Below are 12,947 nucleotides of genomic sequence, written 5' to 3' on the forward strand. Positions count from 1 at the left end.
CTTTTTGATTTCCAAAAATAGAGAATACAAGGAAATTACAGATAGTAAAAAATAATATCGAGTCGCTGCAAACAGCACTATAAGAAACAACAACTGATCGCATACAATGAAAAAAGGAACATCATATCTATTTTTGTTAACGGTATTTCTGCTTTTAACATCTTTTACGGCACATAAATTTTATTTGGGTATTTATCAAGTAAACTATGCTCCTGAAAAAAAGATGCTAGAAATTACATCGAGAATATTTATTGACGATCTAAACAAAGCTCTTGAAAAAAAATACAAGAGAAAAGCTTTTCATATTGGAACGGCAGAGGAAACAGACCAAGAAGTGACTTTATTTAAAAAGTATTTAGCAGAAAATTTTATTGTAAAGATTAACGGCCAAGTCAAGCCAATCGTTTTTTTGAGCAAAGAAACAGCCGAGGACGATGTATTAGTTTGTTATTCTAAAATTGTTGCTGTTCCTAAAATGAATTCAATCGAAATTTTTAATGCAGTTTTAATAGATTGGAGCTCTGAGCAGCAAAACATTACACATGTTACTGCATTTGGAACTAAAAAGACCATCCTCTTTACGGATTCTTCAAGAAACGGTGTGTTAAAATTTTAACAAACAACTGCTGTTTTACTAAAAATTATTATTTTCACAAACTGAAACAACTATAGTTTTATTTATGAAAAAAATATCCATACTTCTTTTTCTGCCTGCGCTTCTATTCGCACAAGAAAAAACTACCACAGTCGCTCCTAAACAACAAGGGAAATACGACACTAACAAGTTCAGCCAAATGTACGATCTATTAGCAACGCCTAATATGTTTCGTAATGCAGCGGGAGCGCCAGGACCAGCTTATTATCAACAACAAGCCGATTATAAGATCGATATTGAACTTGACGATAAAAACTCAAAATTAACAGGAGCTGAAACAGTTACCTATTACAACAACTCTCCGGATAGTCTAGAGTATCTTTGGGTTCAGTTAGATCAAAATCAAGCTGCCAAAGATTCTGAAACTCCATTAGCGGAAAGTGATAGAATCACACAAACTTTTCCAGCAGCAGGTTTTGCTGAAAAATTCTTGAAAAAAGATTTAGAGCGTGGTTTCAACATCGAGTCAGTTAAAGATGTAAAAGGCAATATGATGTCGTACACGATTAACCATACGATGATGCGAATCAATTTGGCAAGTCCGCTTAAGCCGGGTACTTCAATGTCATTTTCGATCAAATGGAATTACAACATCAATAATTACCAAAAAGAAGGTGGGCGCTCAGGATATGAATTGTTTGAAAAAGATGGTAACAAAATCTATGTAATTGCTCAATTCTATCCAAGAATGGCCGTTTACAATGATGTAGAAGGATGGCAAAATATGCAATTTTGGGGAAGTGGAGAGTTCGCTTTGCCATTTGGTAATTTTGACGTAAATATTACTGTTCCTGCTGACCACGTTATGGAAGCGACAGGAGACTTAATGAATAGGAGTGAAGTGTTTACTCCTGCACAAGTTAAGCGTTGGGAACTTGCTGAAAGAACATTTGATAAGCCTGTTGTTATCGTAACACAAGCCGAAGCTGAAGCAACTGAAAAAGGATTTTCAAACAAGAAAAAAACCTGGAAATTCTCTGCTAAAAACGTTAGAGATTTTGGAATTGCAACTTCAAGAAAATTTATCTTAGATGCAATGGCAGTGAAATTAAGCACTAAAAATGCAATGGCGGTTTCAATCTATCCTAAAGAAGCAAACCCACTTTGGGGAGAAACTTCTACAATAACGGTAGCACATACTTTAAAAAGCTACTCAGCGCATACATTTGACTATCCTTATCCTAAAGCAGTTTCAGTTTCAGCTGAAGACCAAGGAATGGAATACCCTATGATTTGCTGGAACTTTGGTCGTCCTGATGAAAACGGTGTGACATCCGAGCAAACTAAAAACGGAATGATGGGTGTGGTTATTCACGAAGTAGGTCACAACTTTTTCCCTATGATCGTAAATTCTGATGAGCGCCAATGGACTTGGATGGATGAAGGATTGAACTCGTTCATGGAGTATATGGCTGAACAAGAATTAGGAACTAATTTTCCTTCTAGACGTGGACCAGCTAAAAACATTGTTCCTTACATGAGTGGAGATCAAAAATTCTTAGAGCCTATTATGTCTAATTCAGAGACAATCATGCAGTTTGGTAATAATGGATACGGTAAGCCAGCAACCGCTTTAAATATCTTGAGAGAGACTGTAATGGGAAGAGAATTGTTTGACCATGCATTTAAAGTATATGCAAACCGTTGGAAATTCAAGCACCCTACTCCAGAAGACTTTTTTAGAACAATGGAAGATGCGTCTGCAGTAGATTTAGATTGGTTTTTTAGAGGCTGGTTTTACTCAACTGATTATGTAGATATTGGTATCAATAATGTTAAGCAATATTATGTTTCTGAAACACCTTCAGAAGAGTTGAAAAATGCTAAAGTACGTCGTGGCCGTTTTGGACAAGACCCAGGACCATTTGTATATTTAATCGAAGAAAACAATGCAGTCTTGAAAGCCAATCAAAAGAAAGGATTGAAAGTAGAGGAAGTTAAATTGCTTTCTGATTACATGAATACACTTTCTTCTGAAGAAAAAGGAACCTTAAAATCTCCTAAATACTTCTATGAAGTAGAGTTTAATAAGCCAGGAGGTTTAATTATGCCTATTCTTGTAGAGTTGACATATGAAGATGGTACAACGGAGAACTTTAAATACCCTGCTCAAATTTGGAGAAAAGGGAATGATACCGCTAGAAAAGTATATGCTACTGAAAAAGCGATCAAGAAAATTCAAATTGACCCTAAATTAGAAACAGCTGATATTGATGTGACTAATAATACTTGGCCTAAGCAAGAAGTGAAATCTAAATTCGAATAATTAGAGCGCATAAAACAGAACTAAAGACCCTTTTGATAAGGGTCTTTTTTTATGAAAATTTTAAAAGACAAGTTTTTATAATTTGGTATATTTGCAGCAACAAAAACAAAAAGATATGTTCGGCATAGGTGGAGGAGAATTAGTTTTTATCATGTTCATAGTATTAATGCTTTTTGGTGCTGATAAAGTTCCTGAAATGGCTCGTACAATGGGTAAAGCAATGGCTCAACTTAAAAATGCAACTAATGATATAAAAAGTGAAATCCAAAAAGGAGCAGAGGCGAACGGTCTTGATGCAAAATCCCTATCGGATATGACCGGAAATATAAATTCTCAAATTACTAAAGCCAAAGAGGATTTAATGGGTGACTCCGTTGTTCAAGCCACTAAAATCAAAGAGGATATTGATGATGCAATTGGTCCTGTAAAGCGCAGTAGGTAATGCTAGATCAATTACTTTCCCTAGACAGTCGATTACTCGTATTTCTTAATGGTTTGGGTTCAGAAACCTTTGACGGATTGTGGTTGCTAATTACAAAACAGCAATATTGGACTCCGTTTTTTCTATTGTTATTGTATGCGATTTATAAAAAAATAGGGACAAAGCAGTTTTTATATGTGATCCTTTTCATTACGCTCATCTTGGTTTTTACAGATCAAGTAACCAACCTATTCAAAAACAGTTTTCAACGTTTGCGACCATGCAATAGTCCTGATATCAATACGATTATTAGGGTAGTAAAAACGAGTGGTTCGTATAGTTTTTTCTCAGGACATGCAGCGAACAGTATGGCAGTAGCAACTTTCATATACCTGCTCATGAAATCGCATTTTAAGTACTTTTACTTGCTATTTTTATGGCCATTGGTTTTTGCTTACAGCCGTATTTACTTAGGATTACATTATCCAATTGATATTTTGTGCGGGTATATGTTCGGCTTTTTGTCGGGCTATTCCTTTTATAAACTACATCAATATTGTCAAAAAAAGTATTTTCCACAATAGATTGTTAAGGAGCTTTTCTAGCTGTCATTGCAATCTTATTTCCTAAAATAATTTTCCTAAAATAAACAATAAAGGAGCTTCCGTTGGTCGCTCTTTTTTGTTTAGAAAAATTTATTTTATTTCATAAGGATTTTCATTACCATCTAGGCTAGGGAAATTTCCTCCGAAAGCGTTGGCTAATTTTTACAGCACTCTACTCACCGTTAAACCATCTCTAATTGGTAGTAAAACCGTCTCAACTCGTGTGTCGTTTTTAAGTAGCGCATTGTATTCCAGTAAAACTTGGGTGCTTACATCATTTTTTTGAAGGGGTTCGAGTACTTTACCACTCCATAAAACGTTGTCTGATAATATGATCCCGCCTTTATTCATTCTAGGAACAATTAATTCCCAATAATTTAAGTAATTTTCCTTGTCAGCATCGATAAAAACTAAATCAAATTTTAGATCTAAAGTTGGAATAATATCCACGGCGTTGCCTAAATGTTGTACAATTTGGTTTCCCCAAGGTGATTTGTCAAAATGCTTACGCTGAAAATCAATTAATTCTTCTTTAATGTCAATAGTATGTAATTGCCCCTTTTCTTGCATTCCCTCACACAAACACAAAGCAGAGTAACCCGTGTAGGTGCCAATTTCTAATATATTTACAGGACGAATTAATTTTGCTAACATGCTCAAAACTCGGCCTTGAAAGTGCCCGCTAAGCATGCGCGGTAAAAGAATTTTTTGATAGGTTTCTTTATTTAACGCTGCTAGTAAAGCAGGTTCAGTTTCAGAATGTTGCTCTATGTAGTCCTCTAACTCTGGTGAAATGAAATGCATTTTTTAATTTTTGTCAAAGTTATTAAATTATCAAAACAACACACGAGCATTTATGCGAATTCATGAAATAAATCAACAAATAGTCAGTAAATTTGCAGCATGGAAATGGAGAAAAAAGACATCAGAGCTTTATCAAAAGAACAATTACGCGAGTTTTTTATCACTAATGGCGATAAGTCGTTTCGTGGTAATCAAGTCTATGAATGGTTATGGAGTAAAGGAGCACACAGTTTTGAGGATATGACAAACCTGTCTAAGGAGACTCGTTCTATGCTTATGGCTAACTTTGTCATCAATCATATCAAGGTCGATACCATGCAACGTTCTGAAGACGGTACGGTGAAAAATGCCGTTCGCTTACATGACGGTTTAGTGGTGGAATCGGTCTTAATACCAACAAATACTCGAACTACAGCTTGTGTTTCTAGTCAAGTGGGTTGTAGTTTGGATTGTAATTTTTGCGCTACTGCCCGCCTTAAACGCATGCGAAACCTAGAACCAGCCGAGATCTATGATCAAGTAATCTCGATTGACAAAGAAAGCCGATTGTATTACAACCATCCTTTATCCAATATCGTTTTTATGGGTATGGGAGAACCCTTAATGAACTATAATAATTTATTGAAAGCGATTGAAATGATCACTTCACCAGAAGGTTTAGGAATGTCTCCTAAACGAATAATGGTTTCTACTTCGGGAATTCCTAAAATGATTAAGAAGTTAGCTGATGACGAAGTCAAATTTAAATTAGCAGTCTCTTTACACTCTGCGATTGATGAAATTAGAACGAAAATCATGCCTTTTAGCGCTAATTTTCCATTGGCAGATTTGAGAGAGTCACTAGAGTATTGGTATCGAAAAACGAAATCTAAGGTGTCTTATGAGTATGTAGTTTGGAAAGGGATAAACGATAATAAGGAATCAGTTGATGCTTTGGTTAAATTTTGTAAGTATGTGCCATGTAAAGTTAATCTAATTGAATACAATCCAATTGATGACGGTGAGTTCCAACAAGCTTCTGAAGAAGCTACTAATGCTTATATAAAAGCCTTAGAGGCGAGCGGAATTGTGGTTAAAGTGAGAAGAAGTAGAGGTAAGGATATTGATGCTGCTTGTGGCCAATTAGCCAATAAAGAAGCATAATTATTTTAAATATAAAAAAGAGTGCTATCGTTGGTTTGAACAACGATAGCACTCTTTATTTTTGGTAGTAATAGATATTACTTTTTTAGATGAATCTCTTTTGTTAAGCCGTTGATAGTAATGGTTGCTAAATCATCACAGTCTCCTTTTCCAAAGTCGATAAGACCTTCTTGTTTATTCAAACCATCCTTATCCGTTTTTAAGAAATTTTTAGTTCCGCTTACTGGGAAGGGTTGTTTGCATGCCATGACAAAACGCAATGGAGTTTTGATCGTTGCAGTAAACTTACTTCCATTTGGGAAAGTTGTAATATGGTAGCCCCATACAAGATACACATTGTCTTCAAGAACAAATTTAGTATCAATTCCTTCTACTAATTCTCTAACGCGAGTCCCTTTTCTGCTGTATTTTCTACCATCAGCAAATGTAACAGACATGTCAATAGAATTCGTGAAAACAGGATGTGCGGTTGCAAGTAAATCAGTAGATTTTACGGTGCTAGAAATCGTTCGTGTACCTTCAATTAATTTTTTGTTGTGGTAGAAATTAACAAATGATATAGTCATCGTTTTTGTCAATTCCGAAAAATTTCTTGAAGCACTAACAATGATTTTTCCTTTTAATACATTTCCGTTTGGGAGTGTACAGCCTTCTGTTCCAAAATCGATTGTTCGGGTGAAATTGTCGGTAGTGAGGACAATCGTAACTGTAGCACAAGCTGGTAAAATACTTTTTACATTCTGCGTTGTTTTTAAAGTTACGCTTTGTTGCATGGCATACTGGTCTTCGGCAACATTACTAACATCATCAACTGCGCCATCGATATCAGCATCAGCAATAATATCATCACTGGTTATGGCCGTTGGTTCTTGTATGCTTTCATTAGAACTACAACTAGCAAAGAAAGCAATTGTCATTAAGACACATACTAAAATAATTTTGGGTTTCATATTGATTAAATTTTGGGTTGTGCAGGTTAGACTATCCAAAGGATGAATGGTTTAATCAAGCAGTTGTTTTTTTGGGTTTATTTCTCAGTGTAAATGTAAATATTTTTTATATAGTTTATTCATTTTGTTAAAATTATCGACAAAGCAACTCTTTTTGTATTAATAAGTAAGTAATTCATTATTTATAGCACGAGCTATTGTTTATGTTTGGTACAAAATTAAATAGTACAATTGAATTGTTTGAGACGATGTTTAAAATTGGTGTCAAATTAATTGTGTAATTTCTTCAGTATGGTATTGGTTAGAATCACTTTTTTTTAACCAAATTTGAGATAAGTAAGAAGTAAATTAGTGCTAAAACTCATTCATACCTTTTTATTTTTAGTAAGGTATTATGAACTGTTTAGTTTTACGGTAGTGTATTTAATAGTACCTTGCAATAGGACAAAAGTACCTTTAAAATTACTCGGTGAAGTACAATTGTACGCACTGTTATTTAATAGTTTCTTTGTAGTAGTAAAAGGCGTAACTTTACAGCATCAATGAATGTCACTTCTCAAATAAAACAGCCCATCTTGAAAGAAATGGAACTTTTCGAAAAAAAGTTCTATGAATCTATGACTTCTCAAGTGGCTTTACTAAATAGGATTACCTACTACATCGTAAATCGCAAAGGAAAGCAAATGCGACCCATGTTTGTTTTCCTGACAGCCAAAATGGTGTCTGGAGGAACTCTTAATGAGCGAACCTATCGCGGAGCTTGTGTAATTGAGTTAATTCATACGGCAACCTTAGTTCATGATGACGTCGTAGATGATAGCAATCGACGACGCGGATTTTTCTCCATTAATGCCTTGTGGAAAAATAAAATTGCAGTATTGGTTGGTGATTACTTACTTTCTAAAGGATTATTGCTCTCTATAGACAATGACGACTTCGATTTATTAAAAATCATTTCAGTAGCAGTACGTGAAATGAGTGAAGGTGAACTGCTTCAAATAGAAAAAGCCAGAAGACTCGATATTACGGAAGATGTTTATTACGAAATCATTCGAAAAAAAACCGCTACTCTTATTGCGGCTTGCTGTGCACTTGGTGCAAAATCAGTAATTGAAGATGCAGTTCAAGTAGAGAACATGCGAAAATTTGGTGAACTCATAGGAATGGCTTTTCAAATCAAAGATGACTTATTCGATTATACTGATGAAGCTATCGGGAAACCAACCGGAATTGATATTAAGGAACAAAAAATGACTCTTCCGCTAATTCATGTTTTGAATACGTGTACCTCAAAAGAAAAGTCATGGTTAATTAATTCGATCAAAAACCACAATAAAGACAAAAAAAGAGTCAAAGAAGTTATTGCTTTTGTAAAAGACAATAACGGTCTTGTTTATGCCGAAAATAAAATGGCGCAATTCCAGCAAGAAGCACTTTTATTATTAGATAATTACCCCAATTCTGACTTTAAAGAAGCTCTTGTTTTAATGGTCAATTACGTGATCGAACGAAAAAAATAAAGCTAATTCGTCCTTCTAATCAAGGAAAGATTCCAGCTATTGATTCTTTTTTTATACTTTTTTACCACTCGATGCAACCTTTTTGCATTGACAATCGTCTATAGTTATAGAAACCCTTTACAACAACTTTGAAAGTAATTAACTTACATCAGGAGGAAAAAGAATTGATTCAGCTTGCTGTCGATAACAATCGGCAAGCACAGCAACAAATCTATTCTAAGTTTTCTTCAAAAATGTTAAGCATCTGTCGTATGTATGTCAAAGATGTACAGCAAGCCGAGGATGTTATGATAACCGCTTTCATGAAAGCATTCACTAATTTGAAAAACTTTCAACATAATGGCAGTTTTGAAGGATGGATTAGGCGAATTGTGGTTAATGAATGTATCTCGTTTTTACGAGTAAACAAAAAAGTAAGTTTCATCGATGATGGTTTTTATAAGGAGGAAACAACAGTTGAAGATGAATGCGAATTAGCCACAGATGACATTCAATTATTGATAGATAATTTGCCGGAAGGCTACAAAATGGTGTTTAACTTGTATGCAATCGAGGGATATAAACATAAAGAAATAGCGGAAATGTTAGGGATTAATGAAGGAACCTCTAAGTCGCAATTGTCACACGCTAGGAAAATTTTGCAACAGCAAATTAAGGCAACTAATAAGTTTGATTATGGAACCAAATAAATTCGATTACAGTATAAAGAAAAAAATGGAGGCAAGGAGCATTACTCCCTCGGCTGATGCGTGGGGCAAGTTGGATTCCATGCTCGCCGCTGCCGAAATTTCTAAAAGTAAAAAAAAGAGACGTTCTTGGGTATTCATCGCGGCAGGCCTTATTGGTTTTTTATTGCTAACAACGGTCTTCAACTTGAATTTTGATAACAATCTGATCCAGAAGGGTGCGCCTGTAGTGGTAGATCAAAATACAATAGTGCTTCCTGAGAAAGAGGAAATCGTGAAAAAAGAAGGAATTGCTGCTGAAAAAGAAGAAACTCAAAACAGTAAGCTAATGCAAGTTGCCGTGGCTAAAGTAAAACCTAAAAAAGCAACAAACAGTAAAGATGATCAGGTTTTAGTAGAAGCAGTCTCTACTATGGTTAAGGAGAAAGAGAGTTTAGCATCGGTTCCAGTGATAAAAGACATCGCAACTGTAACTAGTAATAAATACATTTCAGCGACTGAATTGTTAGCGACAGTTACTAATAAAAAGTTAGATAAATCAGGAGCTGAAAAAACTACTAATTTTCCAAAACAAAGCTATACCGTCAATCCGAACAGCTTACTTTCTAGTGCAGAAACCGAATTAAATCAAACTTTTAGAGAGACTGCGTTGATAAAGTTGAGTAAAAATTTTAATAGTATTAAAACAGTTTTAGTGAATAGAAATTACGAAGAATAAGCATAAATCAATCATCAATCAAAAAACGAACAATAATCAAAAAACGAAAATCATGAGAAAAATTATTTTAATCAGTATCCTTTTTTTAGTTGCCGCTGTAGCAAAACTTAGTGCGCAAAAAGTTCCTTACTCAGATCAATGGGCTTTTAGGCAGGACAATAGCAATAGTTATGAACTAAAGCAAGACAAAGCGTATGACGCCAGTAATCAAGAGGTCTATTCAATTAAGTCTTTAAAGCCTAAGATTTCTGGTTTTGGAAACATAATGAAGTCAATGGCATCAGATGAATATAAAGGTAAAACAGTTAAAATGACGGGCTATATTAAAAGCGAGAATGTTAAAAGCTGGGCTGGTTTATGGATGCGTGTTGATTATTACAGTACAGATGTTTTAGCTTTCGATAACATGCGAAATAGAGGAATTAAAAGAACTAAAGATTGGGAAAAATACGAAGTCGTTTTATTTGTGCCTCAAGAAGCAACTTCTATTTCATACGGGGTATTGTTAGATGGTACAGGGCAAATTTGGTTTAAAGATGTACAATTAGAAATCGTAGACGATAGTATTCCTGAGACTGGTTACAACAAAGGAAGAGATCATAAAATCATTTCGTTTGAGAAAAGAGCAAAAGCAATCGCCAATGAAATCAAAAAAATAACCGAAGGCGAGAAGGATGCATTGAAAACTGAAATTGAAAAAATTGATAAAGACCTTGCTGATGGTGCTATTACTAAAGCAAACGCAGACGAACTCAAACTAGAGAAAGCAAAAGTTCATGCCGCCGCAATCGAAACTCGTGTAACTTTAGAACAAGAAAAACTGAATCAATTAGTTCAAGATAAAGTAAACGGAAAAGTAACCGAGGAAAAAGATACCCGTAGTGGTGGTAGGATGATCATAATGGGAAATAATACTGGTGAAATTGGGGAGAGACAAACTGAAATTAATATAACTTCAATGAAGGTTTATAATGGGCAAGAGGACAAGGAGGAACGTCAATCTAAACGTACCACAAGTCAGCTGGTTTTAGCAACAGGATTAAACAATCTTGTAACTAATGGCTCGGTAAGTAAATCTGATTTTAGATATGCAGGTTCTCATTTTTACGAATGGGGAGTTACATACAATACTCGACTTGTTGAAAATAATAATTTATTGCATGCAAAGTATGGTTTGTCTTTAATGTATAATAATTTGAGACCTACTAATAATCGATTTTTTGAAACGAGCGGCAATCAAACTATTCTTCAAACGAATACTTCAAACCCTGCGTTTAATAGCATTCGAATTGATGATGCGCGTTTACGAAATGTATATTTGGTGATGCCGCTACATTTAGAATTTGATTTTTCGGAAAAAACGGTAAAAGAAGATCGTACCTACTATAAAACACATCAATCCTGGAGAATAGGTCTTGGAGGATACGCGGGTGCAAGGTTAAAAACCAAACAAATACTGCAATATCAAGTAGACAATCACGATGTTACGGATAAGTACAAAGGTGGTTTTAATACCAGTGATTTTATTTACGGTTTAAGTACCTATGTAGGTTATGGAGCTACAAGTTTATACCTAAAATACGATTTGAATCCATTGTTTAAAGACAACGTAGTGAAGCAGAATAATGTTTCGCTTGGAGTACGATTTGATTTTAATTAGACCGTTTTTGAGTTAGTTGGCATACCCTTTCAGATAATAAATCTCGAAAGGGTTTTGCTATTTAAAAACTTTGTAACTTTGACTTTTTATAACTTTTAGCCCAAATTAAATTGATTTCTAAAGCGACTATTGATACTGTTTTTGAAACTGCTCGAGTAGAGGAGGTTATTGGCGATTTCGTCCAATTGAAAAGAGCAGGAAGTAATTTTAAAGGATTGAGTCCGTTCTCAGATGAACGTTCGCCTTCGTTTATGGTCTCTCCGGCCAAAGGAATTTGGAAAGATTTTAGTTCAGGAAAAGGAGGGAACTCAGTTGCTTTTTTAATGGAGCACGAGCATTTCACGTATCCCGAAGCGATACGATACCTCGCAAAAAAATACAATATTGAGATTGAAGAAACCGAATTAACTGATGCCGAAAAAGCGAATACGGATCTTCGTGAAAGTATGTATTTGGTTTCGGACTTTGCCAAAGATTATTTTTATCAAACATTATTGAAATCAGAGGAAGGTAAGGCGATTGGACTCTCTTATTTTAAAGAACGAGGGTTTACTGCTGAAACGATAGAGAAATTTAGCTTAGGATATTCTCCCGAAGCTTGGGATGCTTTTACAAAAGAGGCTCTAGGAAAAGGATATAAATTAGAATTTTTAGAAAGTACGGGTTTAACAATTCCGCGAGAAGACCGTCCCTTTGACCGATTTAAAGGTCGCGTTATGTTTCCTATTCAAAGTATGTCAGGACGTACCTTAGGTTTTGGAGGTCGTATTTTAACCAATGATAAAAAAGCAGCTAAATACTTGAACTCTCCCGAGAGTGATATTTACCATAAAAGTAAGGTGCTGTACGGAATCTATCATGCAAAACAAGCCATTGCCAAGCAAAACAATTGTTTTCTTGTGGAAGGTTATACAGATGTGATTCAGTTTCATCAATCCGGAATCGAAAATGTGGTTGCTTCCTCAGGTACAGCTTTGACACCCGATCAAATCAGATTGATTAACAGGCTTACGAAAAACATTACCGTGCTATTTGATGGTGATGCCGCTGGTTTGCGAGCGTCTATCCGAGGTATAGACTTGATTTTAGAAGAAGGAATGAACGTAAAAGTTTGTTCGTTTCCTGACGGGGAAGATCCAGATAGTTTTGCTAAAAAAACGTCTCACGATGATCTTGTAGCGTATTTAGATGAAAACGCTAAGGATTTTATACAGTTCAAGGCTTCACTTTTAATGAAGGAAGCTAAGAATGATCCAATAAAAAAAGCAGATTTGATTCGGGATATGGTGGTTAGTATTTCTAAAATACCAGATCGTATCCAAAGGGAAATATATGTTCAGGAATGTTCCCGAATTATGGATATTTCTGAACAAGTATTGCAAAGCACTTTAGCGCAGTTAGTTCAAAAAGATAGTGCCGAGCTTGTTAAAACGGAGAAGAAAGAATCCGAGCAAAAAGCTTTCAATGTTATAAAAAATCAAAATCCTGCCGAAGTGCAAAAGGTAGATATTTTGTATCG

The 12,947-nt window shown here is 35.1% G+C and carries 12 protein-coding genes; 10 read left to right on the forward strand and 2 right to left on the reverse strand.

The window, feature by feature from the left end:
* Positions 1-106: 106 nt before the first annotated feature.
* The 4 genes from P8M54_RS14190 to P8M54_RS14205 all read left to right on the forward strand — a co-directional run bounded on the left by P8M54_RS14190 (position 107) and on the right by P8M54_RS14205 (position 3,926).
* Positions 107-616 (forward strand): DUF6702 family protein, encoded by a 510-nt coding sequence (locus P8M54_RS14190; RefSeq protein ID WP_300288636.1) that lies wholly within the window; start codon positions 107-109, stop codon positions 614-616.
* A gap of 64 nt (positions 617-680) precedes the next feature.
* Positions 681-2,921: a M1 family metallopeptidase gene (locus tag P8M54_RS14195; protein ID WP_300288637.1), complete on the forward strand. Its 2,241-nt coding sequence runs from the start codon at positions 681-683 to the stop codon at positions 2,919-2,921.
* A gap of 115 nt (positions 2,922-3,036) precedes the next feature.
* Positions 3,037-3,363, forward strand: coding sequence for a twin-arginine translocase TatA/TatE family subunit (locus P8M54_RS14200; RefSeq protein ID WP_300288638.1), 327 nt, complete (start codon positions 3,037-3,039; stop codon positions 3,361-3,363).
* The gene (locus P8M54_RS14205; RefSeq protein ID WP_300288639.1) at positions 3,363-3,926 is read left to right on the forward strand and encodes a phosphatase PAP2 family protein; all 564 of its coding nucleotides are present in this window, start codon (positions 3,363-3,365) and stop codon (positions 3,924-3,926) included. The genes P8M54_RS14200 and P8M54_RS14205 overlap by 1 nt, the downstream gene beginning before the upstream one ends.
* A gap of 183 nt (positions 3,927-4,109) precedes the next feature.
* Here P8M54_RS14205 and P8M54_RS14210 read toward each other — a convergent pair whose 3' ends face one another.
* Positions 4,110-4,751 carry an O-methyltransferase gene (locus P8M54_RS14210; protein WP_300288640.1) on the reverse strand — a complete coding sequence of 214 codons (642 nt, stop codon included), beginning with the start codon at positions 4,749-4,751 and terminating at the stop codon, positions 4,110-4,112.
* 99 nt (positions 4,752-4,850) lie between these two features.
* On the opposite strand from P8M54_RS14210, the gene rlmN reads away from it, so the two are divergent.
* Positions 4,851-5,894 carry a 23S rRNA (adenine(2503)-C(2))-methyltransferase RlmN gene (rlmN, locus tag P8M54_RS14215; protein ID WP_300288641.1) on the forward strand — a complete coding sequence of 348 codons (1,044 nt, stop codon included), beginning with the start codon at positions 4,851-4,853 and terminating at the stop codon, positions 5,892-5,894.
* A gap of 77 nt (positions 5,895-5,971) precedes the next feature.
* Here rlmN and P8M54_RS14220 read toward each other — a convergent pair whose 3' ends face one another.
* Entirely contained in the window at positions 5,972-6,844 is an 873-nt protein-coding gene (locus P8M54_RS14220; protein WP_300288643.1) for a hypothetical protein, read from the reverse strand.
* Between the two features lie 542 nt (positions 6,845-7,386).
* Here P8M54_RS14220 and P8M54_RS14225 point away from each other — a divergent pair.
* From P8M54_RS14225 to dnaG, 5 genes are all read left to right on the forward strand, one after another.
* The gene (locus tag P8M54_RS14225) at positions 7,387-8,364 is read left to right on the forward strand and encodes a polyprenyl synthetase family protein (protein ID WP_300288644.1); all 978 of its coding nucleotides are present in this window, start codon (positions 7,387-7,389) and stop codon (positions 8,362-8,364) included.
* A 128-nt stretch (positions 8,365-8,492) separates the two neighbouring features.
* A complete protein-coding gene (locus P8M54_RS14230) occupies positions 8,493-9,053 on the forward strand; it encodes an RNA polymerase sigma factor (RefSeq protein ID WP_300288645.1) in 561 nt (186 codons plus the stop codon).
* The gene (locus P8M54_RS14235; protein WP_300288646.1) at positions 9,040-9,768 is read left to right on the forward strand and encodes a hypothetical protein; all 729 of its coding nucleotides are present in this window, start codon (positions 9,040-9,042) and stop codon (positions 9,766-9,768) included. Before P8M54_RS14230 ends, P8M54_RS14235 begins: the two co-directional genes overlap by 14 nt.
* 52 nt (positions 9,769-9,820) lie before the next feature.
* On the forward strand, positions 9,821-11,428 hold the full coding sequence (locus P8M54_RS14240) for a hypothetical protein (RefSeq protein ID WP_300288647.1): 1,608 nt from the start codon (positions 9,821-9,823) through the stop codon (positions 11,426-11,428).
* Between the two features lie 110 nt (positions 11,429-11,538).
* A partial coding sequence (dnaG, locus tag P8M54_RS14245) for a DNA primase (RefSeq protein WP_300288648.1) occupies positions 11,539-12,947 on the forward strand: 1,409 nt, incomplete at its 3' end.

Origin of the sequence: Flavobacterium sp. (assembly GCF_029242675.1) — a bacterium.
In the GTDB taxonomy this organism is placed as follows: domain Bacteria; phylum Bacteroidota; class Bacteroidia; order Flavobacteriales; family Flavobacteriaceae; genus Flavobacterium.

Coding starts and splice junctions, on each gene's coding strand:
- P8M54_RS14195 (WP_300288637.1), top strand. CDS start 681: ATGAAAAAAATATCCATACTTCTTTTTCTGCCTGCGCTTCTATTCGCA.
- P8M54_RS14200 (WP_300288638.1), top strand. CDS start 3,037: ATGTTCGGCATAGGTGGAGGAGAATTAGTTTTTATCATGTTCATAGTA.
- P8M54_RS14210 (WP_300288640.1), bottom strand. CDS start 4,751: ATGCATTTCATTTCACCAGAGTTAGAGGACTACATAGAGCAACATTCT.
- P8M54_RS14190 (WP_300288636.1), top strand. CDS start 107: ATGAAAAAAGGAACATCATATCTATTTTTGTTAACGGTATTTCTGCTT.
- P8M54_RS14205 (WP_300288639.1), top strand. CDS start 3,363: ATGCTAGATCAATTACTTTCCCTAGACAGTCGATTACTCGTATTTCTT.
- P8M54_RS14235 (WP_300288646.1), top strand. CDS start 9,040: ATGGAACCAAATAAATTCGATTACAGTATAAAGAAAAAAATGGAGGCA.
- P8M54_RS14220 (WP_300288643.1), bottom strand. CDS start 6,844: ATGAAACCCAAAATTATTTTAGTATGTGTCTTAATGACAATTGCTTTC.
- rlmN (WP_300288641.1), top strand. CDS start 4,851: ATGGAAATGGAGAAAAAAGACATCAGAGCTTTATCAAAAGAACAATTA.
- P8M54_RS14225 (WP_300288644.1), top strand. CDS start 7,387: ATGAATGTCACTTCTCAAATAAAACAGCCCATCTTGAAAGAAATGGAA.
- P8M54_RS14240 (WP_300288647.1), top strand. CDS start 9,821: ATGAGAAAAATTATTTTAATCAGTATCCTTTTTTTAGTTGCCGCTGTA.